Source organism: Streptomyces sp. NPDC002958 (assembly GCF_055563255.1).
In genome coordinates, this window is the sequence record NZ_JBVHDS010000013.1 from 1 (window position 1) to 22,658 (window position 22,658).

The following is a 22,658-nucleotide window of genomic DNA, read 5'->3' on the forward strand; positions in this document are numbered from 1 at the left end:
CCCAACTCCGACGCAGCCCGCTCCACCCGCTCGACCGTCTCCCGACGCGCACCCAGACCATTGAGAACCCGCGACACCGACGCAATGGAAACCCCAGCACGCTTCGCGATCGACACAATCGTCGGCTGCCCAGCGCCGGATGCCCGTGTCATGTCTACAGCCCCCCTCATCCCCTGCGACTGGCGATCACTCTAGAGGTCGCGCACATAGGTGGGGTGGAGGAGGGAGCGGGGCGAGGGGCAGGCCTGGCAAGGCGGAGGAGGGAGGCGACGCGAAGGGGGTCCCCCCCCATGCCTTCAGGGCTATGGGGGAGTCGTCGACCGACGACGCCGCCAGGCGCCGCCCATCGGCACGCGACGCCACCCCACCTGTGCGCGCGACCTCTTACTGATCGTCTCAGAACGAGTTGGCTGCGGGTCTTGTGCTTGCTGATCTTGGTCGGCAGGCTGTCCGGGGTGCGTTCTGATCTTGTTCCTGAAGACCTGTGGGAGCGGGTGGCTCCGCTCTTGCCGCGCGCTCCCGAGCGGCGCCACCGGCATCCGGGGCGGTTGCGTGTTCCCGACCGGACGGCACTCGCCGGTGTCATGTATGTGCTGCGGACCGGTGTCGCCTGGCGGGACGTTCCCGCGGAGACCGTGGGCTGCTCCGGGGTGACGGCCTGGCGCCGGCTGCGGGACTGGACCGAGGCCGGTGTATGGCCACGCCTGCACGCCGTCCTGCTCAGCGAGTTGCGCCGCGCCGGTCTGCTGGACCCGGACGACTGCGCCGTTGACGGATCGCACGTCCGGGCCCTCAAAGGGGGGATCACGTCGGTCCCTCGCCCGTCGACCGGGCCCGCCCCGGCTCCAAGCATCATCTGATCGTCGACCGGCACGGGACCCCGCTCGCCGTCACGCTCACCGGCGGCAACCGGCACCGATGTCACCCAGCTCCTGCCACTGCTGGACACGGTCCCGCCGATCCGGGGTCTGCCGGGACGCCCCCGGCTCACTCAGGAGCAGTTCGCGCCGCTGGTGCAGTACTCGGCGGCGTACATCGCCAAGATCGAACAGGGAAAGCGGTTCCCGCGGAGGGACTTGCTGGACCGCTCGGAGGAGGTACTGGGGGCGACAGCGGCACGAGTGCTGGTGGCGGCGAGGAGTCTTACGCGGAAGGTGGGGCTGGCGTCGTGGTTCCGGCAGTGGGCGGGGATCGAGGAGGAAGCGATCACGCTGTGCGCGTATGAGCGCCGGGCGATTCCAGGGCTGCTGCAGCCGGAGGCGTACATCAGGGCGATCTTCGAGCGCAGGCTGCCGCCGGTCACGGAGGAGCAGTTGGAGCGGGAGGTCACCGCCCGACTCGACCGGCAGCAGATCATCCAGCAGAAGCCCCACACGGCGTTCAGCTTCGTCATCGAACCGGCTGTCCTGGAAAGGAGCTTGGGCGGCGACGAAGTCACACGGGCCATCATCGATCACCTGTTGTCCGTTGGCAGGCTGCGCAACGTCGAGATCCAGATCATGCCTCTCGGCAGGAAGATCACTGCGGCGGCGACGGGCACATGTACCTCGCCGAAACACCCGACCAGGCCTTCAGCTCGTCCACACCGACCTGGTGTTTGCGGAGCTGGTTCTCGTACTCCGCCTCCAGCTCATCGGCCGGGACATCGCCCCACTCATCGTCGTACTCGCCGTGCCACTGCTTGACCTCATGCAGGCCGGCGAGCAACGGAACGATCCGCTCGGAGCTCCAACCGTCGCGGGTTGTGCGGGCCGCCAGCAACTCGAAGAGCGCCGGTGCCTGACGGGCGCCTCGAGATCACCCGCCTCGGCAGGTGAATTCCGTGAGCACGGCCGCACCTTGCTGGTGGCCAACGCCAACCGCACTGCGGCGGAGAGCCTCCTCGGGTGCGACATCATTTTCTACAACGTCTCGCGTCACAGTCTTGTACTCGTGCAGTACAAGAAGCTCGATGCGGAAAGAGGCGGCTTCGCTGGAGCCAGTCGGCCTCGGCCCAGCGTTTGATCTCGGCGCGATGGTGGCGCGAGACGGGCGGCTGCTTGATCTTGAGGTGCTCCGAGATCCGGGCCTGGACTGGCCACTGACCCAAGGGAGAGAGCCCGCCGTCCTCCGGTGGCAGGCCGAGCGTCAGTCGTACGACGTCGGCGCGGTGTGAGCCCTTTCGGCCGGGGACGGGGTGAGCAGGGCCGCCATGTCATCGATCGACAGGATGCCGGTGAGACCGGCCTTCGGGCCGTCGGCCGTGACCGTGGAAGCGGCGTTGACTCCAGGTGTCACGGCTGCGGTGACGCTGCCTCGTAGGGCGGCCGCCCACTGGTTGCGGCGGCGGCGCTCCTTGAGGACACTGCGCTGGGGGCCGGGCGCTTGCCGGTAAGGATCAGGTAGGCGACAGCGCCGAGGCCGAAGATGTCCAGGTCCCCGGGGTCGGGGAAGGGCTGGTCGGTCTCGGGGGCCGGATAGTCGTGGGCCGCGTCCTCGATCAGGGCCGTGTCCAGGGACGAAGCGCCGATCGACCGGAAGAACGTGGCGCTGCTGTCGAAGTCGCGGGCCGCCGTCTGCCAGTCGGTGATCGAGGCGACTCTGCGACGTCCCCGCCGGTTGCGAGACGCAAGCATCCCGAGGTCGAACCGCTGAGTTTCCTGGTAGATCGTCATTCCGAGCCGCCCCATAACCTCCCGAGGGACCTGAGCCATGCGCCCGGGACAGAGTCCAGAAGCGAGCGTCATCCGGGCGTCAAGATTCTTCGAACCAGGCCTCGACCATCGTCGCCGCTACGGCACATCAGCCATGAAACCGCAGGTCGAGCCAGCTGCGGCGGTCGGTTTGCCCGCTCGACCCGTTACACGAAGGGAAACAGGTCGAGCGCACTGAACCAGTCATAAACCCGCAGGTCAGTCGTCCTTCTTCACCGGCTCCAGAATCGCGACGCACTCCACATGATGCGTCATCGGAAACAGATCGAACGCGCGCAGCGTCCGCACCCGGTAGCCGCCGTCGCGGAAGTACGCCAGGTCGCGGGCGAGGGCCGCCGGGTCGCAGGCGACGTAGGCGATGCGGCGGGCGCCGAGGCCGGTCAGGTGCTTGACCGTCTGCTTGCCGGCGCCTGCGCGCGGGGGGTCGAGGACGATCAGGTCGGTCTCGGTGATGCCGGTGCGCGGCAGGACCTGGTCGACCTTGCCGTGCTCGATGCGGACCCGCTCCAGGTCCTTCAGGTTGTGCCGGGCGTCCTCGACGGCGCGCTTGCCGGACTCGATGCCGAGGACCGCGCCCTTCTCGCCGATGCGCTGGCCGATGGCGCCCGCGAACAGGCCGACACCGCAGTAGAGGTCGAGGGCGGTGTCGCCCTTGCGGGGCAGCAGGCCCTGCATGACGGCGCGGACGAGGGTGTTGGCGGCTTGCGGGTGGACCTGCCAGAAGCCGCCCGAGCCGACCCGGTAGGTGCGGTCGTCGGCGCGCTCGCGGACGAAGGCCCGGCCGTGCACGCGGTGGACGCCGCCGTCGCGCTCGTCGACGCGCATCACCGAGACGGGCTTGTCGAGCTCGACGAGGGGCAGCCGGCCGCCGGGCCTCGGGGTGAGGATGACCTGGCGGTCGTGTGAGCCGGTGGCGGCGATGGCCTCCACCGAGGCCATGCCGGGCCATTGCCGCTTCTCGATGCCGAGCTCGGTGACACCGGGGGCCGCGATCAGGCAGCGTTCGATGGGCTCCACGTCGTGCGAGCGGTGCTTGCGCAGGCCGACACGGCCGTCCTCGTCGATCGCGTACTGAACCCGGGTGCGCCAGGCCGGCACCTCGCCCGCCGGAAGCTTGTCACCCTCGGCCGGCATGACGGTGCCGTCCCAGCCTGCCTCCTCGGGAGTGAGGCCCGCGAGGCGCTGGAGCTGTTCGGCGATCACTTCGCCCTTGAGCCTGCGCTGGGCGCCGGGCTTTGCGTGCTGCCAGTCGCAGCCGCCGCACTTGCCGGGACCCGCGTACGGGCAGGGCGCCTCGACGCGGTCCTTGGACGCCTCGATGATCCGTACCGCGTCGGCGCGCAGGAAGCGGGAGTCGCTCTCGCCCTCGGTGACCTTGGCGATGACCTTCTCGCCGGGAAGCGTGTGCCGTACGAAGAGGACCTGGCCCTCCGAGGTGCGGGCGATGCAGTGGCCGCCGTGTGCGACGGGCCCGACCTCGACCTCGTACTCCTCCCCGACCAGCGACGACGTGGGTTCGTTCTGCATGAGGGGGTGGCTCCAGAGATCAAGGGAAAAACGGCCGGACAACAACCCACGAGTCTACGTGGGTGTCGTCCGGCCGTTTACCACGAGCGGGCGGGCGCGGTCAGCCCTTGTTGGCGGGTTCCTTGGGCCTGCGATCCACGATTCCGCGGCGCACCGAGCCCGGCGCGTTCCACTCGGCGCGCTTCCTGGCGCGCTGCTTCGCCACCTCGGAGGACTCCAGCTGGTACGGCACGGAGGTCACCATCACACCCGGGGTGAACAGCAGTCGGCCCTTGAGGCGCAGGGCGCTCTGGTTGTGGAGGAGATGCTCGTACCAGTGGCCGACCACGTACTCCGGGATGTACACGCTCACCACATCACGCGGGCTCTCCCGGCGCAGGTTCTTCACGTAGTCGATGACCGGGCGGGTCACCTCGCGGTACGGGGAGTCGAGGATCTTCAGCGGGATGTCGATGCCGCGCCGCTCCCAGTCCTCCCTGAGCGTCTTGGTCTCGACCGGGTCGACGCTGATGGAGAGCGCCTCCAGGCGGTCGGAGCGGATCAGCTTGGCGTAGGCGAGGGCGCGCAGCGTGGGCCGGTGGAGCTTGGAGACCAGGACGATCGAATGGACCCTGGAGGGCCGCATCGTCTCGTCGACCGGGGTCTCCTCCGCGGCGATCTCCTCGGCGACCCGGTCGTAGTGCCTGCGGATCGCGGTCATCGTCCCGTAGAAGATCACCATGCCGAGCAGCGCGACCCAGGCGCCGTGGGTGAACTTGGTGGCGAGCACCACGACGAGCACCAGGCCGGTGAAGAAGGCGCCGAAGGTGTTGATCGCGCGGGAGCGGATCATGCGACGGCGCTTGGCGGGGTCCTTCTCCGTCGCCAGGTGGCGGTTCCAGTGCCTGACCATGCCGGTCTGGCTGAGGGTGAAGGAGACGAAGACGCCGACGATGTAGAGCTGGATGAGCCGGGTCGAGTCCGCTCCGTAGACCCAGGTCAGCAGGATCGCCGCGCCCGCCAGCAGCACGATGCCGTTGGAGAAGGCGAGCCGGTCACCGCGGGTGTGGAGCTGGCGCGGCAGGTAGCGGTCCTGGGCGAGGATCGAGCCGAGCAGCGGGAAGCCGTTGTACGCGGTGTTGGCGGCCAGGAAGAGAACGAGTGCGGTGGCCGCCGCGAGGACGATGAAGAAGAACGAATCCTCGCCGAAAACGGCGGCCGCGACCTGCGAGATCACCGGGTCCTGGACGTAGTCGGGGCCGACCGGGACACCATTGTTGAGCAGGTCCTCGGCCGGGTTCTCCGCCATCTTCACACCGGTGGCCATGGCCAGGCCGATGATGCCGCAGAACATGGTGACGGCCAGCAGGCCCATCATCGCGAGCGTGGTCGCGGCGTTCTTGCTCTTCGGCTTGCGGAAGGCGGGCACACCGTTGCTGATCGCCTCGACGCCGGTGAGGGCGGCACAGCCGGAGGAGAACGCCCGCAGCAGCAGGAAGACCAGCGCGAAGCCGCCCAGACCTTCTTCCTCGGCCTTGATCTCGTAGCCCGAGGTCGGGGCGTGCATGGTGTCGCCGAGGACCAGCCCCCGGAACGCTCCCCAGATGATCATTATGAAGACGCCGGCCACGAAGAGGTACGTGGGGATGGCGAAGAGCTTGCCGGACTCCTTGACGCCGCGCAGATTCATCAGCGTCAGCAGGATGATGGCCACGATGGCGCACGCCGTCTTGTGCTCGACGACGAACGGGATCGCGGACCCGAGGTTCTCCACCCCGGAGGAGATCGACACGGCGACCGTGAGCACGTAGTCGACCAGCAGCGCGCTGGCCACGGTGAGCCCGGCCTTGGGCCCGAGGTTGGTGGTGGCGACCTCGTAGTCACCACCACCGCTCGGGTAGGCATGCACGTTCTGCCGGTACGAGGCGACGACCGTGAACATCAGGACCACGACGGCGAGCGCGATCCAGGGGCTGAAGCTGTAGGCCGACACGCCCGCGACGGAGAGCACCAGGAGAACTTCTCCGGGTGCGTACGCCACCGAGGACAGCGGGTCGGATGCGAAGACGGGAAGTGCGATGCGCTTGGGGAGGAGCGTCTCTCCCAGCTTGTCGCTGCGCAGCGCCCGTCCGATCAGAATCCGTTTGGGCAGGTCGGTCAGTTTGGACACGCAGAGGATCGTAAGCGTTTCGCATGGAAGCCGCAGACCCACCACCCCCGTGGCCCTGCAATCTCCTGCGCTCGGCCGAAAAAGGCACAAAATCCTTAACGAAATCCTTGCACTCAGGCGTCCGCGAACAGGGCGCTGTAGCCGTTGAGCGCGGGCTGGCCGCCGAGATGGGCGTACAGGACGGTGGAATCGCGGTCGATCTCGCCGCGCGAGACGAGGTCGACCGTCCCGGCCATCGACTTCCCCTCGTACACGGGGTCGGTGATCATGCCTTCGGTACGGGCGGCGAGCCGCATCGCGTCAAGGGTGGTGTCGTCGGGGATGCCGTACGTGCCCGCGTGGTAACGCTCGTCCAGCTCGATGTCGTCCACAGTGAGTTCGCGGCGCACCCCGATGAGCCGTGCGGTGCCGGCGGCGATCCTGGCGATCTGCTCACGGGTACGAGCGGGTTCGGCGGAGGCGTCGATGCCCAGCACGCGTCGCGGACGTCCGCCCGCCTCTTCGAGCGCGGCGAAGCCGGCGACCATGCCGGCCTGGGTGGACCCGGTCACCGAGCAGACGACCACGGTGTCGAAGAACACGCCGAGTGAACGTTCCTGCTCGGCGACCTCGTACGCCCAGTTGGCGAAACCGGGCCCGTCGAGAGGATGGTCGGACGCGCCGGCGGGGATGGCGTACGGCCTGCCGCCGCCCTCCTCGACCTCGCGCAGCGTCTGCTCCCAGCTCTCCTTGACACCGATGCCGAACCCGGCGCGTACCAGGCGGACATCGGCGCCGGCCAGGCGGCTGATCAGGATGTTGCCGACCTTGTCGTAGACCGCGTCGGGCCACTCGACCCAGCTCTCCTGGATGAGCACGCACTTGAGGCCGGCGCGGGCGGCGACCGCCGCGACCTGGCGGGTGTGGTTGGACTGGATGCCGCCGATGGAGACGAGGGTGTCGCAGCCTGTCGCCAGGGCGTCGGCGACGAGGTATTCGAGCTTGCGGGTCTTGTTGCCGCCGTAGGCGATGCCGGAGTTGCAGTCCTCCCGCTTGGCCCAGACGGCGGCGCCGCCGAGGTGGTCGGTGAGCCGGTCCAGGCGGTGCACGGGAGATGTCTGTGCTTATCGCGCTCAAGGGTCCGTACCGCAGCAGCTGCGGTCGGCTGCCCTCCCCGTCCTCGTCCCGGGGCGCGGCGAAAGCGCACTCGGATGAGGCTTCGCACTCCCGGCCGCATAAGCTCATCCTGGGCAACGGGACGAACCGTTGCCCCGTTGTTTGCCCGGCAAGCCGAGAAAGAAGTGTGAGCAGGGTGTTTTCGCAGGTCAGCCGGACGACCAGGACTGCGAGGTAGGCGCAAGGTGCACATCGTCATCATGGGCTGCGGGCGAGTAGGAGCCGCTCTCGCGCAGACCCTGGAGCAGCAGGGGCACACGGTCGCCGTCATCGATCAGGACCCCACGGCGTTCCGGCGCCTCGGGTCCGGGTTCGGTGGGCGGCGCGTCACCGGTGTCGGTTTCGACCAGGACACCCTCCGTGAGGCTGGGATCGAGGAGGCCGGTGCGTTCGCCGCGGTGAGCAGCGGCGACAACTCGAACATCATCGCCGCCCGGGTGGCCCGCGAGATGTTCGGCATCGAGAATGTCGCGGCGCGGATCTACGACCCCCGGCGCGCCGAGGTCTATCAGCGTCTCGGTATCCCCACGGTCGCGACTGTGCGCTGGACGGCGGACCAGATGCTGCGGCGGCTGCTGCCCTCGGGCGCCGAGCCGCTGTGGCGGGATCCGAGCGGCGGTGTGCAGCTCGCGGAGGTGCACACCACACCGTCCTGGATCGGCCACAAGATCAGCACGCTGCAGGAGGAGACGGGCGTCCGCGTGGCGTTCCTCACCCGGCTGGGTGAAGCCATACTGCCCAGCTCGCAGACGGTGCTGCAGGAGGGCGACCTGGTCCACGTGATGATGCGTACGGACGAGATCGCGAAGGTCGAGGCGGCCTTCGCCGAGGGTCCTGAGGAGGGCGGTCACTGATGCGTGTCGCGATTGCCGGGGCCGGCGCGGTGGGCCGTTCCATCGCGGGCGAACTGCTGGAGAACGGGCACGAAGTGCTGCTCGTCGACAAGGCCCCGACGGCCATTTCGGTGGAGCGGGTGCCGATGGCCGAGTGGCTGCTGGCGGACGCCTGCGAGATCACCTCGCTCGACGAGGCGGCACTTCAACGCTGCAGTGTCGTAATCGCCGCGACCGGCGACGACAAGGTGAATCTGGTCGTCTCGCTGCTCGCCAAGACCGAGTACGGCGTGCCGAGGGTCGTCGCCCGGGTCAACAACCCGAAGAACGAGTGGCTGTTCAACGAGGCCTGGGGCGTCGATGTGGCGGTCTCCACGCCGCGTCTGATGTCGGCCCTGGTCGAGGAGGCGGTGAGCGTCGGCGATCTGGTCCGGCTGCTGCGCTTCAGTCACGGCGACGCCAACCTGGTCGAGCTGACGTTGCCCCCGGAATCGGCACTGGCCGGTATCCAGGTCGGCGACGTGGCCTGGCCCGAGGACACCTCGCTGGTCACCATCATCCGCGGGCAGCGCGTTCTGACGCCGGGCACCGACGAGACGCTGGAGGCCGGTGACGAGCTGCTGTTCGTGGCTGCGCAGGCGCGCGAGGAGCAGCTGGAGGACCTGCTGTCGGTGCGCCGGGGCGGCTCGGACGACTGACACACGACAGACGGAGGGGCCCGGAGCCGTTTCACACGGCCCCGGGCCCCTCCGTCTGTTCCGTTCCTGTTCCGTTCCTTCCATCTCCGTCGGACGCACTGTTCCGTCCGACGCACTGCTTCGTTCGTCGTGGCCGGTTCAGAACTCCTGGTGGCGGTTCGCGGCGGCAGCCGCTTCCGCCTTGCGGGCCTTCTCGGCCTGCTCCTGCGCCTCCATCTCGGCGAAGACATCGATGGGCGGCGGCGCCTTGGCGAGGAAAACCCAGGTCAGATAGACAGCGAGCAGGAACGGGGGAATCTTCAGAGCGACCAGGACCCAGCCCAACTCGGTGGTGTCGGCCCACCAGTACAGCGGGAAGAGGATCGCGCACTTGGCGAGCAGGATCAGTCCCCAGGCGTAGCTGGCCCTGGCGTACGCCTTCTTGCGGCCGGGGTTCCTGGTGCGCCAGGAGAGGTTCTCCTTGAACACCGGGCCCAGCATCAGGCCGATCAGCGGCACCCCGGCAAGGGTGGTGATCAGGTAGGCGAATGCCAGGCCGAGCGTGTAGAGCATGCCCGGCAGGTAGAAGTCCTTGGCATTGCCGGTCATCATCGCGAAGACCACACCGAAGGCCACGCCGAAGACACCGCTGAAGGCGTGCTTGACGGTGTCCCTGCGGAGCAGCCGTACGGCGACGAGGACCAGGGACACCGCCAGGGCCGCGATGGCCGAGCTGTGCAGATCCTTTTTGACCGTGAAGATCGTAACGAAGAGCAGCCCGGGAAGGACTGTCTCCACCATGCCCCGGGCACCGCCGAACGCCTCGAAGAGCGCTGCCTCGGTGACCGCCTTCGTGTCGGCCTCCTGCTGGTCGGTGGGGGTGGTGCGGTCCTTGTCGGACGTCGGCTTGTCGAGAGACGTCACCGGCTACTCCTTGCCGAGCGGTCGGAGTTCGTATTTGGGGTTGAACAGCACCCGGCGCCCGTGGCTCATCGCGATCCTGCCCGAGGCGATGAGCTTGCGGCCCGGCTCTATGCCCGCTATGGAGCGCCTGCCCAGCCAGACCACGTCCAGCGGCGCGGTGCCGTCGAAGAGCTCCGCCTCCAGGGCGGGGACTCCGGCGCGCGGCCGCAGGGTGACGGTCCGCAAGGTACCAGTCACCTTCACGATCTGGCGGTCGGTGCATTCGGAGATCCGCGTGCACCCCGAAGCCTGCGAGTCCTCCTGCAGCTCCTCGGACTCCAGGTCCTCCTGGGAACTGGACAGCCGGTCGAGCATCCGCCGGAAGCGGCTGGACGGTTTCTCCGCCTTGCCGGGCTTCTCGAATCGAGGAACAGCACTCATATCCGAAGCGTACCGGTCTCCTGTGCTCCGAGCGGCTGTCCCGGGTCTCACTCGAACGGGTCACTCACCAGGGTTACGGGACAGGAGCCAGGGTTACGGGACAGGACCTGGCGTTTCGTTCAGTGTCGCTCGAAGCGGTAGCCCATCCCCGGCTCGGTGACGAAGTGCCGGGGGTGCGAAGGGTCGGCCTCCAGTTTGCGCCTCAGCTGCGCCATGTACACCCGCAGATAGTTGGTCTCGGTGCCGTACGAGGGTCCCCAGACCTCCTGGAGCAGCTGCTTCTGGCTGACCAGCCGGCCGCTGTTGCGGACCAGGACCTCCAGCAGATGCCACTCGGTGGGGGTGAGGCGTACGTCGCGTCCCTCGCGGTGCACCTTCTTCGCCGCCAGGTCGACCGTGAACCCCTCGGTCTCGACGATCACGACGTCGTCGGAGCCGTGCTGGCCGACGGGTTCGGCGCGGCGGACGGAGGCGCGCAGCCGGGCCAGCAGCTCGTCCATGCCGAAGGGCTTGGTGACATAGTCGTCGGCGCCGGCGTCCAGGGCCTCGACCTTCTCGTCGGAGGTGTGACGGGCGGAGAGCACCAGGATCGGCACCCTGGTCCAGCCGCGCAGCCCCTTGATCACCTCGACGCCGTCCATGTCGGGCAGTCCGAGGTCGAGGACGACGACATCGGGGTGTCGGGCGGCGGCGAGCTGGAGGGCGGTCGTGCCGTCGGGCGCGGCGTCCACCTCGTACTTGCGCGCCTTCAGGTTGATCACGAGGGCGCGTACGATCTGCGGCTCGTCGTCGACCACAAGCACCCGGGTCATGGGGGCCCTGCCTTTCTGCTGTACGGCTATCTCCTGGGACATTGCGGAGATCATGAGGTGACCTGCGAGGGTCATGAGGTGACCCGCGCGGGCAGGTCGGGGCTGACGGGAACGTATTCCGATGCCGCCTTGAGCGTCAGCACCATGGTGAGGCCGCCGCCGGGGGTGTCCTCGGCGTCCAGCGTGCCGCCCATGGACTCCACGAAGCCGCGGGCGACGGCGAGGCCCAGTCCGACACCCGCGCCGCGCGGGGCGTCACCGTAGCGCTGGAAGGGCTCGAAGATGCGCTCCTTGGCGTCGTCGGGGACGCCGGGGCCGCGGTCGGCCACCCGTAGCTCGACCCGCGCGCCGAGCACGCTGGCCGCCACGTTGACGCGTTCTCCGAAGGGGCTGTACTTGACGGCGTTCTCGACGATGTTGGCGACAGCCCTCTCCAGCAGCCCGGGGTCCACGTCGACCATCGGCAGGGTCTCGGGGATGTCCAGGTCCACGCTGCCCTCGGGGACGCCTCCGAGCGCCATCGGGACCACCTCGTCGAGGTCGATCTCGCGGATCAACGGGGTGACGGTGCCGGTCTGCAGCCTGGACATGTCGAGGAGGTTGCCCACGAGGTGGTCGAGGCGGTCGGCACCGTTCTCGATGCCCTCCAGGAGCTCGGCCTGGTCCTCGTCGGACCAGGCGACGTCGTCGGAGCGCAGGGAGCTGACGGCGGCCTTGATGGCGGCGAGCGGGGTGCGCAGATCGTGGCTGACGGCAGCGAGCAGCGCCGTCCTGATCCGGTTGCCCTCGGCGAGCCGCCGGGCCTCCTCCGCCTCGTCCACCAGGCGCTGCCGGTCCAGTACGACGGCGGCCTGGGCGGCGAACGCGCCGAGCACCCGGCGGTCCTCGGCGGGCAGCACCCGGCCGGAGAGCGCCAGCGCCATGTGGTCGCCGACGGGCATGTCCACATCGGCGTCCTCCGGGCGGGTCACCGGGCTCGGTCCGACGCTCCCGGCACAGGTCCACGGATCGACGTCGCTCCGTCGCTCCAGCAGGGCGACGGACTCCATGGCGAAGGTCTCGCGGACCCGTTCCAGGAGTGCGTCCAGCGTCGTCTCGCCGCGCAGCACACTGCCGGCCAGGAAGGAGAGGACCTCCGACTCGGCGCGCAGCCGGGCCGCCTGATGGGTGCGGCGGGCCGCCAGATCGACGACCGAGGCGACCGAGACCGCCACCGCGAAGAAGATCACGATGGCGACGAAGTTCTCCGGGTCCTGCACGGTCAGGGTGTGGGTGGGCGGGGTGAACCAGTAGTTCAGCAGCAGCGATCCGGCGGCGGCCGATGCGAGGGCGGGCAGCAGCCCGCCGACCAGGGCCGCGGTGACGGTCAGGAAGAGGAAGAGCAGGACGTCGTTGGCGAGGCCGGGGCCGCTGTCCAGGCTGGTCAGGAGCAGCGTGAGGAGGGCCGGGCCGCCCACCCCGACCAGCCAGCCCCAGATGATCCGGCCCCGGCCCAGCCGGGCGCCGCGGGCGATGGGCAGACCGCGGCCCTTGGCGACCTCTTCGTGGGTGACGATGTGGACGTCGAGGTCGGGTCCGGACTCGCGGGCCACGGTGGCGCCCACGCCCGGTCCGTAGATGTACTGCCAGGCCTTGCGGCGGCTTGAGCCGAGGACGATCTGCGTGGCGTTCACCCCACGGGCGAATTCGAGGAGGGCCGACGGTATGTCGTCGCCGATGACATGGTGGAACGTGCCGCCGAGGTCCTCCACGAGAGTGCGCTGGACAGCGAGTTCCTTGGGCGAGGCGGAGGTCAGTCCGTCACTGCGGGCGATGTAGACGGCGAGGATCTCGCTGCCGGAGCCCTTGGCCGCCATCCGGGACGCACGGCGGATGAGCGTACGGCCCTCGGGTCCGCCGGTGAGTCCGACGACGATGCGTTCGCGGGCCTGCCAGGTGGTGCGGATGTTGTGCTCGCCGCGGTACTGCTGAAGGTATTCGTCGACCCGGTCGGCGACCCAGAGGAGGGCCAGCTCGCGCAGGGCGGTCAGGTTGCCCGGGCGGAAGTAGTTGGACAGGGACGCGTCGATCCGGTCCGGCTTGTAGATGTTGCCGTGGGCCATCCGGCGGCGCAGCGCCTGGGGCGACATGTCGACGAGTTCGAGCTGGTCGGCCCTGCGGACCACCTCGTCGGGGACGGTCTCACGCTGCCGCACGCCCGTTATGGCCTCGACGACGTCACCGAGCGATTCCAGGTGCTGGATGTTGACGGTGGAGATCACGTCAATGCCGGCCTGGAGGAGCTCTTCGACGTCCTGCCATCGCTTGGCGTTGCGGGAGCCCGGCACATTGGTGTGTGCCAGTTCGTCCACCAGGGCGACGGCCGGGGCGCATTCCAGGACCGCGTCGACGTCCATCTCGGTGAAGACGGCGGAGCGGTACTCGATCTCACGGCGCCGGATCTGTTCCAGGCCGTGCAGCATGACCTCGGTGCGCGGCCGGTCGTGGTGTTCCACGAAGGCGACGACGCAGTCGGTGCCCCGCTCCACACGGCGATGGGCCTCGGAGAGCATCGCGTACGTCTTTCCGACGCCGGGCGCCGCACCCAGGTAGATCCGTAGCTTGCCGCGTGCCATGGCCCCATTGTCTTTCAGAAACCGGCTGCGGCCGATGCGGCAGCCGGTTCGAAGCTACCCCGAGGATTCTCGACAAATGGGACGGGGGGTGGGGCGGGGGGCCGAATTGACAGGATTCTGACGCCGGAATCAAGGCGGGCGGGCAGGCCGAGCCGGCAGATCGAGCCGTCCGGGGATGTGAGGACGGAATGGACGACAGAACGGTCAGCCGGGCGAGCCTCGGCCCTCCCCCGCCCGGTCCTCCCTACTCGTGCTCGACGATGTGCCCGTCGCTCAGCTCCAGCACCCGGTCCGCCAGCCCCAGCAGCTGTGCATCATGCGTCGCCACCAGCGCGGTGACCCCCTCGCTCCGTACGACCGCCCGCAGCAGCTCCATCACCGCGAGCCCGGTCTCCGCGTCGAGCTGCCCGGTCGGCTCGTCCGCGATCAGCAGCGCGGGCCGGTTGGCGAGTGCGCGGGCGATCGCGACGCGCTGCTGCTGGCCGCCGGAGAGTTCGCCGGGGCGCTGAGCGGCATGGTCGGCGAGGCCGACCATGGAGAGCAGCAGAGCTACCCGGTCCTCGCGCTCGCGCGGGTCCGCCTTGCGCAGCCGCATGGGTACGCCGACGTTCTCCGCGGCGGTCAGGATCGGGATCAGGCCGAACGACTGGAAGATGAAGCCGATCCGGTCCCGGCGCAGCTCCAGGAGCCCGTTCTCGCCGAGTTCGGCGAGGTCCGTGCCGTCGACGGTGATCCGGCCGCCGTCGGGGTTGTCGAGGCCGCCGACCAGGTTGAGGAGTGTCGTCTTGCCGGAACCTGAGCGTCCCTTGAGCGCGACGAGTTCGCCGCGCGGCACTTCGAAGGAAACTCCGCGCAGCGCGTGCACGGCTCCGGCGCCGGTGCCGTACGCGCGGCGCAGGTCCTCCACCCGGACCATGGGCTCGCGGGCCGGGTCCTCGGCGACCGCAGCGCCGCTCTGCCCGCCGGTGCTCGTCCGGCCGGTGTTGTCGGTCATGTCTCTCCCCCGTGCGTGCTCGGTCTCCGTCGGCCGCCAGTATGTGCATGGCGCACGGGGCTGGGCAATGGCCGGAGGCCAATGGCGAGGCATCCGGCCTGACGCCGATTTGGTCGCCCTCGTGGTGAGCCGCACCCGATGGGGATCCCATACCGTCGCAGGCAGTCATCGGGCGGCTGGAGCCGCCCCAGGCAGTTGAGTCCGCCGAACTCCTTGACCCGTACCCGATTTGACGCTCAGCCAGATCGCGGAGCCCCCGGCCGGTCCGGGGTCTTCGGGGCGTGGGCCGGCGAAACGGTCATCCCGCCGGAGAAGTACCTCTGTTCGGGAATCCTGGGAATGGTGGGCACTTGGGCCGGCTGGACCGGCGTGCCACAGGGCCCTCCCCCGTCCGTCAACGGCCTGAGGCCGGCCGTAACGGCCGGCCTCAGTGCTTTCACGCTCTCAAGCTCTCGAATCCGCAAGTCCTCGGGCTCTCAGGCTTCGTTCACCAGTTCCTTGAGGGCGATGTTGAGTTGGAGGACGTTGACCGTGGGTTCTCCGATGAAGCCGAGGATCCGGCCTTCGGTGTGCTGGTCGACGAGTTTCTGGACCTGGCTGACGTCGAGGTCGTTGCGTTCGGCCACGCGGCGTATCTGGAGTTGTGCGTAGGCGGGGGAGATGGCGGGGTCGAGGCCGGAGGCGGAGGAGGTGACGGCGTCGGCGGGCACGTCGGCGGGGCTGATGGGGTGGCCGGGGACGGAGTTGTCCTTGATGACGGCGGCCTTGGCGGCGGTGACCCAGTCGATGAGTTCCTCGTTGTCGCCGGAGCGGTTGGTCGCGCCGGAGAGGATCAGTTCGTACTGGGGGTTGACGCTGTTGGTGCCCAGACCGTTGGAGGGGCGCGGCTGAAACCACTTGAGGTCCGGGGCCGGGGTTTCCTGTCCCTTCTTCAGTGGCAGGTCGTAGCGCTGGCCGATGAGTTCGGAGCCGACGACCTCGCCGTTCGCGGTGATCTCGGAGCCGTTGGCCTTGTCGGGGAAGATGCCCTGGGCGACAGCGGTGACGGCGAGCGGGTAGATGACGCCGCAGACGACGGTGAGGACGAGCAGGGCGCGCAGCCCGGCCCAGAGCAGCCGGGCGGTGTTTCCTACGGAGTTGTTCATGGCAGGTCAGCCGATTCCGGGGATGAGGGAGATGATCAGGTCGATGATCTTGATGCCGATGAACGGGGCGACCAGGCCGCCGAGTCCGTAGATCCCGAGGTTGCGCCGGAGCATCGAGTCGGCGCTGCTGGGCCGGTAGCGCACGCCCTTCAGGGCGAGCGGGACCAGCGCGATGATGATCAGCGCGTTGAAGACGACCGCGGACAGGATCGCGGACTGGGGCGAGGACAGCTGCATGATGTTGAGCTTGTCCAGGCCCGGGTAGGCGACCGCGAACATCGCGGGGATGATCGCGAAGTACTTCGCGACGTCGTTGGCGATCGAGAACGTCGTGAGCGCGCCCCGGGTGATGAGGAGTTGCTTGCCGATCTCGACGATCTCGATGAGTTTGGTGGGGTTGGAGTCCAGGTCCACCATGTTCCCGGCCTCCTTCGCGGCCGAGGTGCCGGTGTTCATCGCCACACCGACATCCGCCTGGGCCAGGGCCGGGGCGTCGTTGGTGCCGTCGCCGGTCATCGCGACGAGTCTTCCACCGGCCTGTTCCCGCTTGATGAGGGCCATCTTGTCCTCGGGCGTGGCCTCGGCGAGGAAGTCGTCGACCCCTGCCTCCTGGGCGATGGCCTTCGCGGTCAACGGATTGTCACCCGTGATCATGACCGTCTTGATGCCCATCCGGCGCAGTTCGTCGAACCGCTCCCGCATGCCCTCCTTGACTACGTCCTTGAGGTGGATGACGCCCAGGACCCGGGCGCCCCGGTCATCGTGGACGGCTACCAGGAGCGGTGTGCCGCCGGCCTGGGAGATCCTGTCGGTGAGTGCCTGCGCGTCCGGCGAGACGCTGCCGCCGCGCTCGGTGACCCAGGCGACGACGGAACCGGTCGCGCCCTTGCGGACCTTGCGTCCGTCGACGTCCACGCCCGACATGCGGGTCTGGGCGGTGAAGGCGACCCACTCGGCACCGGACAGTTCGCCCTGGTGCCGCTCGCGCAGCCCGTACTTCTCCTTGGCGAGGACGACGATGGAGCGGCCCTCGGGTGTCTCGTCTGCCAGCGAGGACAGCTGGGCGGCGTCCGCCAGCTCGGCCTCGGTCGTGCCCTTGACCGGGAGAACCTCGGCGGCCTGCCGGTTGCCGAGCGTGATCGTGCCGGTCTTGTCGAGCAGCAGCGTCGAGACGTCACCGGCGGCCTCGACCGCACGCCCCGACATCGCGAGAACATTGCGCTGGACCAGGCGGTCCATACCCGCGATACCGATAGCGGAGAGCAGCGCGCCGATCGTCGTCGGGATGAGGCAGACCAGCAGGGCGGTCAGCACGATCATCGACTGCTTCTCGCCCGCGTAGATCGCGAACGGCTGCAGGGTGACGACGGCGAGGAGGAAGACGATGGTGAGGGACGCCAGGAGGATGTTCAGCGCGATCTCGTTGGGCGTCTTCTGCCGCGCCGCGCCCTCGACCAGGGCGATCATCCGGTCGATGAACGTCTCTCCGGGCTTCGTCGTGATCTTCACGACGATCCGGTCCGAGAGCACCTTCGTGCCCCCGGTCACCGCGCTGCGGTCGCCGCCGGACTCCCGGATCACCGGCGCGGACTCGCCCGTGATCGCGGACTCGTCCACCGATGCGACGCCCTCGACGACGTCCCCGTCACCGGGGATGATGTCGCCGGCCTCGCACATCACCAGATCCCCGACGCACAGCTCGGTGCCCGGCACCCGCTCCTCGTTCCTGCCGATCAGCCGCCGGGCGACGGTGTCCGTCTTGGCCTTGCGCAGGGTGTCGGCCTGTGCCTTGCCGCGCCCCTCGGCGACCGCCTCCGCCAGGTTCGCGAAGATCGTGGTCAGCCACAGCCAGACGGCGATCGCCCAGCCGAACCAGTCGGTCGGATCCAGTACCGCGAGCACGGTGGTGAGCACCGAGCCGATCAGCACCACGAACATCACCGGGGACTTGACCATCACCCGGGGATCGAGCTTGCGGACCGCCTCGGGGAAGGACTTGAGGAGCTGCTTGGGGTCGAACAGGCCCCCGCCGACGCGTCCTTCGCTCTGGTGATCGGTGGGCGCGTCCTGTTGCGGTGCCCGGGTGGGAGTGACAGTGGACATCGAGTCCTCTTGCTTCAGACGAGTGGTCATGACGCCAGCCCCTCGGCCAGCGGCCCCAGCGCCAGGGCCGGGAAGTAGGTCAGCCCGGTGATGATCAGGATGGTGCCGACCAGCAGCCCGCTGAAGAGCGGTTTGTGCGTGCCCAGGGTTCCCACGGTCGCCGGTACGGGCTTCTGCTCGGCGAGCGAGCCGGCCAGCGCGAGGACGAACACCATCGGCAGGAACCGGCCCAGCAGCATCGCCAGCCCGATCGTCGTGTTGAACCACTGCGTGTCCGCGTTCAGCCCGGCGAACGCGGAGCCGTTGTTGTTCGCACCCGAGGTGTAGGCGTACAGCACCTCGGAGAATCCGTGCGCACCGCTGTTGGTCATGGAGTTCGGCGGCGTGGGCAGCGCCATCGCCGCCGCGGTGAAGCACAGCACCAGCGTCGGGGTGATCAGGATGTAGCAGGCCGCGAACTTGATCTCACGGGTGCCGATCTTCTTACCGAGGTACTCGGGCGTACGGCCGACCATCAGGCCCGCGATGAACACCGCGATGACCGCCATGATCAGCATGCCGTACAGGCCCGACCCGACACCACCGGGCGCGATCTCGCCGAGCTGCATGCCCAGCATCGTGAGCCCGCCGCCGAAGCCCGTGTACGAGGAGTGGAAGGAGTTCACCGCACCCGTGGAGGTGAGCGTGGTGGCCACGGCGAACATCGACGAGCCGGCGATCCCGAACCGGGTCTCCTTGCCCTCCATCGCCCCGCCCGCGATGTCGAACGCGGGCCCGTGGTGGGCGAACTCGGTCCACATCATCAGCGTGGTGAAGCCCAGCCAGATGACACCCATCGTCGCCAGGATCGCGTAACCCTGCTTCAGCGAGCCGACCATCCGGCCGAACGTGCGGGTCAGCGCGAACGGAATGACCAGGATCAGGAAGATCTCGAACAGGTTCGACAGCCCGTTGGGGTTCTCGAACGGGTGAGACGAGTTGGCGTTGAAATATCCGCCGCCGTTCGTGCCCAGCTCCTTGATGACCTCCTGCGAGGCCACCGCGCCACCGTTCCACTCCTGCGAACCGCCCATGAACTGCCCGACCTCATGGATGCCGGAGAAGTTCTGGATGACACCGCACGCGACCAGCACCAGCGCGCCGACCACGGAGATCGGCAGCAGGATCCGCACGGTGCCGCGCACCAGGTCGGACCAGAAGTTGCCCAGCTCACCCGTACGGGAGCGGGCGAAGCCCCGTACCAGCGTCATCGCGACGGCGATACCGACGGCGGCCGACACGAAATTCTGCACCGCCAGGCCACCGGTCTGCACGACGTGGCCCATGGCCTGCTCGCCGTAGTACGACTGCCAGTTGGTGTTCGCGACGAACGACGCCGCCGTGTTGAACGCCTGGTCCGGGTCGATCGAGGCGAAGCCGAGCGAGCCGGGCAGAATGCCCTGGAGCCGCTGCAGCAGATAGAGGAAGAGAACACTCACCGCGGAAAAGGCGAGCACACCACGCAGATACGCGGGCCAGCGCATCTCCGTGTTCGGATTGGCACCGATGGCCTTGTAAATCCACTTCTCGACACGAAGGTGCTTCTTCGAGGAGTAGACACCGGCCATGTAGTCACCGAGCGGACGGTACGCCAGCCCCAGCGCCGCAACGAGCGCGAGGACCTGGAGCACACCAGCGAGGACGGGGCTCATATCGGGCTCAGAACCTCTCCGGATACAGAAGGGCGAGGACGAGATAGCCCAACAGGGCAACGGCCACGACCAGACCGACAACGCTCTCGGCAGTCACAGCTTCGCCACCCCCTTGGCAATGAGAGCCACCAGCGCGAACACCGCGATCGTGGTGACGACGAAGGCCACATCGGCCATCGTGTGCTCCTAGATGAGGTACGGATTCTTGGACCTCATGAGCAAACCTCGCGTCACAGCCGTCCTGGCCTGCGTTGATGGCTTCCTTACGGGGAAGGTCGGGCCCTTGACGGCGCACATACGTGCCCCATACGCGCCCCATACGCGCTCCTTTCCTGCGCCCGGACGCAGGGCCCCGTACAGAAGGGCCGGGACGCAGAAGGGCCGGGACGCAGAAGGGCCGGGACGCAGAAGGGCCGGGACGCAGAAGGGCCGGTGGGCCGCACCCCCTGGGAAGGGGTACGGCCCACCGGCCTTCAGCTGTGCCGGGCGGCTGCCCGTATCCGCTCAGCGCACCTCGGTGATCTCGGGTCCGCGCTGGAGCTGGCCCATGCCGCCGGAGAACCTCGAGCCCTCCTGGCTCTCCTGCTGGACGCCCTCGGGCACCATCTGGGCGTCGTTGGGGAGCTTGAGGACGATCGGGTCGCGCGGCGCCATCGGGCCCTCGCCACGGACGACCACGGTGTCTCGGAAGATCGTCTCCAGCAGACCCGCGGCCTCCGGCTGCACGGCACCCTGGCCGGAGATCACTCCGCGCAGGAACCAGCGCGGCCCGTCGACGCCGACGAAGCGCACCAGCTGCACACCGTTCGTCCCGTCCGGGAGCTGTACGGGGACCTGGGCACGCAGCTCCCAGCCCAGCGGACCCTCGACCTCGTCGATGATCCCGCCCTGCTGGGTGATGCCGGAGGCGATCTCCTCGCGGACCTCGCCCCAGATGCCCTCCTTCTTGGGGGCGGCGAAGGCCTGCAACTGGATGGCACTGTCGCGCAGCACCACGGTCGCGGCGACGATCGCGTCACCGGCCACCTCGACGCGCAGCTCCATCCCTTCGACGCCGGGCACGAAGATGCCGCCCAGGTCGACCCGGCCCTCGCCGGGCTTGGAGGCCTCGGTGATGTCCCACGGTCCGTCCGGCCGTGGCGCCGGCGGGAGATTCACCCGACGCGAGCCGCTGTCGGCTCCATCGGCGTCATCGAGCTCGTCGGCGACCTGCTCGGCCTCGCGCGCTTCGTCCGCCACGTCCTCGGCGGAACCACTCTTCTTGCGACGTCCGAACACGTCACTGTCCTTCCCGGTCGGGTACGACCGAAGCGTAGCTGTTCCCGCCCTGGGTAATCCCGCCCCTGACGCCATCAACATCACCGGAAGCATGACCTCCGGTCGATCCGAAGCCTCCCTCGCCGCGGGCCGAGCCGGGAAGCTCCGCCACTTCGTGGAAGCGCACCTTCTCGACCTGCTGTACGACCAGTTGGGCAATCCGGTCGAACCGCTCGAACCGCACGGGCTCGCGCGGGTCGAGATTGATGACGATTACCTTGATCTCTCCACGGTACCCGGCATCAACCGTCCCCGGCGCATTCACGAGAGCGACTCCGCAGCGTGCGGCAAGGCCGGACCGCGGGTGCACGAACGCGGCGTATCCGTGGGGCAGCGCGATCGACACCCCGGTGGGCAGCACCGCCCGCTCGCCCGGGGCAAGTTCGGCAGCCTCGGTGGTCACCAGATCGACCCCGGCGTCGCCCGGGTGCCCATAGGCCGGAATCGGCACGTCCGGATCGACTCGGCGGATCAGTACGTCCACGGGGTGACGCATCAGGGGTTCACCTCGAACGCACGAGCGCGCTTGACCTGGTCCGGGTCGGCCATCGCGGCCTGGATCTCGGCCGGGCGGCCGTTCTCGATGAAGTGGTCGACCTTGACCTCGATGAAGAGAGCCTCGGCGCGGACCGCCACGGGTCCGTCCGGGCCGCCGATCCGGCCTGTCGCCCGGGAGTAGATCTTCCGGCCGTGCACCGCGGTGATCTCGGCGTCGAGGTGCAGCACGGTGTCCACCGGCACCGGACGCACGAAGTCGGCCTCCAGCCGCCCAGTCACCGCGATCACCCGCAGCAGCCAGTTCAGCGAGCCGAGCGTCTCGTCGAGCGCGGTGGTCAGAAGGCCGCCGTGCGCCAGGCCCGGGGCGCCCTGGTGGGCGGCCTTCACGGTGAACTCGGCGGTGACGCTGAGCCCCTCACCGGCCCGCGCCTGGAGGTGCAGCCCGTGCGGCTGTCCTTCGCCGCAGCCGAAACAGTGTTCGTAGTGCGCGCCAAGAAGTTCGCCGGGGGGCGGGGCTTCGGGGTGCCGGACCGGTTTCACCGCGTCGGCTGGGGGCTTCAGAGCCGCAGATGTTCCACTCACAGGCGCAGACCTTACCCGCGCAGCCATCCGCAGGTCGCGCCGTGCCAAGCTTGGCTTCATGCAGCCTTCCGCCCCGCCTTTCGACGAACGACTGACCGCGCCCCGTTCCTGGTGGCTCATCGCCTTCCTGATCGGCATCGCCTGCGCCCTGATGCTGCTGCCGCTCGGCATTCTGCCCCTGCTGGCCGGCCTGGCGGGCGGCACCGCCCTCTCGGCGGTCGCGGTGAGCTCGTACGGATCGGCCAGGATCCGGGTGGTCGCGGGCGCCCTGGTGGCCGGGGACGCGCGGATACCGGTGACGGCGCTCGGCGAGGCCGAGGTGCTGGACGCGGAGGAGGCACGCGCGTGGCGTTCGTACAAGGCGGACACCCGCGCGTTCATGCTGCTGCGCAGCTACATCCCGACGGCGGTCCGGGTGGAGGTCACCGACCCGCAGGACCCGACTCCGTACATCTATCTGTCGACCCGCGAGCCGCAGGCCCTGGTTGCGGCACTCAGCGCGGTACGCGGCTGACTTCGGGCC

Annotated in this window: 22 protein-coding genes and 2 pseudogenes; 5 read left to right on the forward strand and 19 right to left on the reverse strand. The window is 68.8% G+C overall.

The annotated features are described in order from the left end of the window. The coding region (locus ACZ3IC_RS22085; protein WP_467418562.1) for a LacI family DNA-binding transcriptional regulator at positions 1-170 on the reverse strand (170 nt) is incomplete at its 3' end. 285 nt (positions 171-455) lie between these two features. Between ACZ3IC_RS22085 and ACZ3IC_RS22090 the strand changes: the two are divergent. Continuing rightward, positions 456-986: pseudogene (locus ACZ3IC_RS22090) on the forward strand (IS5 family transposase); the annotation flags it as partial. Between the two features lie 27 nt (positions 987-1,013). Further along, complete coding sequence (locus tag ACZ3IC_RS22095; RefSeq protein ID WP_467418563.1) at positions 1,014-1,685, forward strand: DUF5753 domain-containing protein; 672 nt, start codon at positions 1,014-1,016, stop codon at positions 1,683-1,685. On the opposite strand, the pseudogene ACZ3IC_RS22100 reads toward ACZ3IC_RS22095, so the two are convergent. From ACZ3IC_RS22100 to ACZ3IC_RS22125, 6 genes and pseudogenes are all read right to left on the reverse strand, one after another. Then, positions 1,615-1,761 (reverse strand): annotated as a pseudogene (locus ACZ3IC_RS22100) (hypothetical protein); the annotation flags it as partial. The gene ACZ3IC_RS22095 and the pseudogene ACZ3IC_RS22100 overlap by 71 nt on opposite strands. A 366-nt stretch (positions 1,762-2,127) precedes the next feature. After that, positions 2,128-2,277, reverse strand: coding sequence for a hypothetical protein (locus ACZ3IC_RS22105; protein ID WP_467418389.1), 150 nt, complete (start codon positions 2,275-2,277; stop codon positions 2,128-2,130). Next, positions 2,274-2,654, reverse strand: a complete 381-nt coding sequence (locus tag ACZ3IC_RS22110; RefSeq protein ID WP_467418391.1) for a hypothetical protein — start codon at positions 2,652-2,654, stop codon at positions 2,274-2,276. Before ACZ3IC_RS22110 ends, ACZ3IC_RS22105 begins: the two co-directional genes overlap by 4 nt. A 237-nt stretch (positions 2,655-2,891) precedes the next feature. Beyond that, positions 2,892-4,220, reverse strand: coding sequence for a class I SAM-dependent RNA methyltransferase (locus ACZ3IC_RS22115; RefSeq protein WP_467418393.1), 1,329 nt, complete (start codon positions 4,218-4,220; stop codon positions 2,892-2,894). Between the two features lie 100 nt (positions 4,221-4,320). Continuing rightward, entirely contained in the window at positions 4,321-6,369 is a 2,049-nt protein-coding gene (locus tag ACZ3IC_RS22120) for an APC family permease (protein WP_467418394.1), read from the reverse strand. A gap of 113 nt (positions 6,370-6,482) precedes the next feature. Beyond that, positions 6,483-7,457 carry a 1-aminocyclopropane-1-carboxylate deaminase gene (locus ACZ3IC_RS22125; RefSeq protein ID WP_467418396.1) on the reverse strand — a complete coding sequence of 325 codons (975 nt, stop codon included), beginning with the start codon at positions 7,455-7,457 and terminating at the stop codon, positions 6,483-6,485. Positions 7,458-7,709: 252 nt separating this feature from the next. Between ACZ3IC_RS22125 and ACZ3IC_RS22130 the strand changes: the two genes are divergently transcribed. Both ACZ3IC_RS22130 and ACZ3IC_RS22135 read left to right on the forward strand, forming a co-directional pair. After that, on the forward strand, positions 7,710-8,378 hold the full coding sequence (locus tag ACZ3IC_RS22130; protein WP_026242838.1) for a potassium channel family protein: 669 nt from the start codon (positions 7,710-7,712) through the stop codon (positions 8,376-8,378). Beyond that, on the forward strand, positions 8,378-9,055 hold the full coding sequence (locus ACZ3IC_RS22135; RefSeq protein WP_467418398.1) for a potassium channel family protein: 678 nt from the start codon (positions 8,378-8,380) through the stop codon (positions 9,053-9,055). The genes ACZ3IC_RS22130 and ACZ3IC_RS22135 overlap by 1 nt, the downstream gene beginning before the upstream one ends. A gap of 138 nt (positions 9,056-9,193) precedes the next feature. Here ACZ3IC_RS22135 and ACZ3IC_RS22140 read toward each other — a convergent pair whose 3' ends face one another. The 12 genes from ACZ3IC_RS22140 to ACZ3IC_RS22195 form a co-directional block, all read right to left on the reverse strand. Further along, the gene (locus ACZ3IC_RS22140; RefSeq protein WP_467418400.1) at positions 9,194-9,958 is read right to left on the reverse strand and encodes a DUF3159 domain-containing protein; all 765 of its coding nucleotides are present in this window, start codon (positions 9,956-9,958) and stop codon (positions 9,194-9,196) included. 3 nt (positions 9,959-9,961) lie between these two features. Continuing rightward, positions 9,962-10,378: an OB-fold nucleic acid binding domain-containing protein gene (locus ACZ3IC_RS22145; RefSeq protein WP_467418402.1), complete on the reverse strand. Its 417-nt coding sequence runs from the start codon at positions 10,376-10,378 to the stop codon at positions 9,962-9,964. Positions 10,379-10,497: 119 nt separating this feature from the next. Next, positions 10,498-11,190: a response regulator gene (locus tag ACZ3IC_RS22150; protein ID WP_467418565.1), complete on the reverse strand. Its 693-nt coding sequence runs from the start codon at positions 11,188-11,190 to the stop codon at positions 10,498-10,500. Between the two features lie 71 nt (positions 11,191-11,261). Continuing rightward, entirely contained in the window at positions 11,262-13,805 is a 2,544-nt protein-coding gene (locus ACZ3IC_RS22155; protein WP_467418403.1) for a DUF4118 domain-containing protein, read from the reverse strand. 244 nt (positions 13,806-14,049) lie between these two features. After that, positions 14,050-14,799 (reverse strand): ABC transporter ATP-binding protein, encoded by a 750-nt coding sequence (locus ACZ3IC_RS22160; protein WP_467418404.1) that lies wholly within the window; start codon positions 14,797-14,799, stop codon positions 14,050-14,052. A 476-nt stretch (positions 14,800-15,275) separates the two neighbouring features. Further along, on the reverse strand, positions 15,276-15,944 hold the full coding sequence (locus ACZ3IC_RS22165; RefSeq protein ID WP_467418406.1) for a potassium-transporting ATPase subunit C: 669 nt from the start codon (positions 15,942-15,944) through the stop codon (positions 15,276-15,278). Between the two features lie 6 nt (positions 15,945-15,950). Next, entirely contained in the window at positions 15,951-18,077 is a 2,127-nt protein-coding gene (gene kdpB, locus ACZ3IC_RS22170) for a potassium-transporting ATPase subunit KdpB (RefSeq protein ID WP_467418407.1), read from the reverse strand. Further along, positions 18,074-19,738, reverse strand: a complete 1,665-nt coding sequence (gene kdpA, locus ACZ3IC_RS22175) for a potassium-transporting ATPase subunit KdpA (RefSeq protein WP_467418408.1) — start codon at positions 19,736-19,738, stop codon at positions 18,074-18,076. The genes kdpB and kdpA overlap by 4 nt, the downstream gene beginning before the upstream one ends. 7 nt (positions 19,739-19,745) lie before the next feature. After that, a complete protein-coding gene (gene kdpF / locus ACZ3IC_RS22180; RefSeq protein ID WP_467418409.1) occupies positions 19,746-19,835 on the reverse strand; it encodes a K(+)-transporting ATPase subunit F in 90 nt (29 codons plus the stop codon). A gap of 407 nt (positions 19,836-20,242) precedes the next feature. Next, positions 20,243-21,016, reverse strand: a complete 774-nt coding sequence (locus tag ACZ3IC_RS22185; protein ID WP_467418411.1) for a DUF3710 domain-containing protein — start codon at positions 21,014-21,016, stop codon at positions 20,243-20,245. 1 nt (position 21,017) lies between these two features. Next, positions 21,018-21,551: a dUTP diphosphatase gene (dut, locus tag ACZ3IC_RS22190; protein ID WP_467418413.1), complete on the reverse strand. Its 534-nt coding sequence runs from the start codon at positions 21,549-21,551 to the stop codon at positions 21,018-21,020. Then, complete coding sequence (locus ACZ3IC_RS22195) at positions 21,551-22,135, reverse strand: PaaI family thioesterase (RefSeq protein ID WP_467418415.1); 585 nt, start codon at positions 22,133-22,135, stop codon at positions 21,551-21,553. Before ACZ3IC_RS22195 ends, dut begins: the two co-directional genes overlap by 1 nt. 58 nt (positions 22,136-22,193) lie before the next feature. Here ACZ3IC_RS22195 and ACZ3IC_RS22200 point away from each other — a divergent pair, with 58 nt between their 5' ends. Then, complete coding sequence (locus ACZ3IC_RS22200) at positions 22,194-22,649, forward strand: DUF3093 domain-containing protein (protein WP_467418416.1); 456 nt, start codon at positions 22,194-22,196, stop codon at positions 22,647-22,649. Positions 22,650-22,658 lie beyond the last annotated feature (9 nt).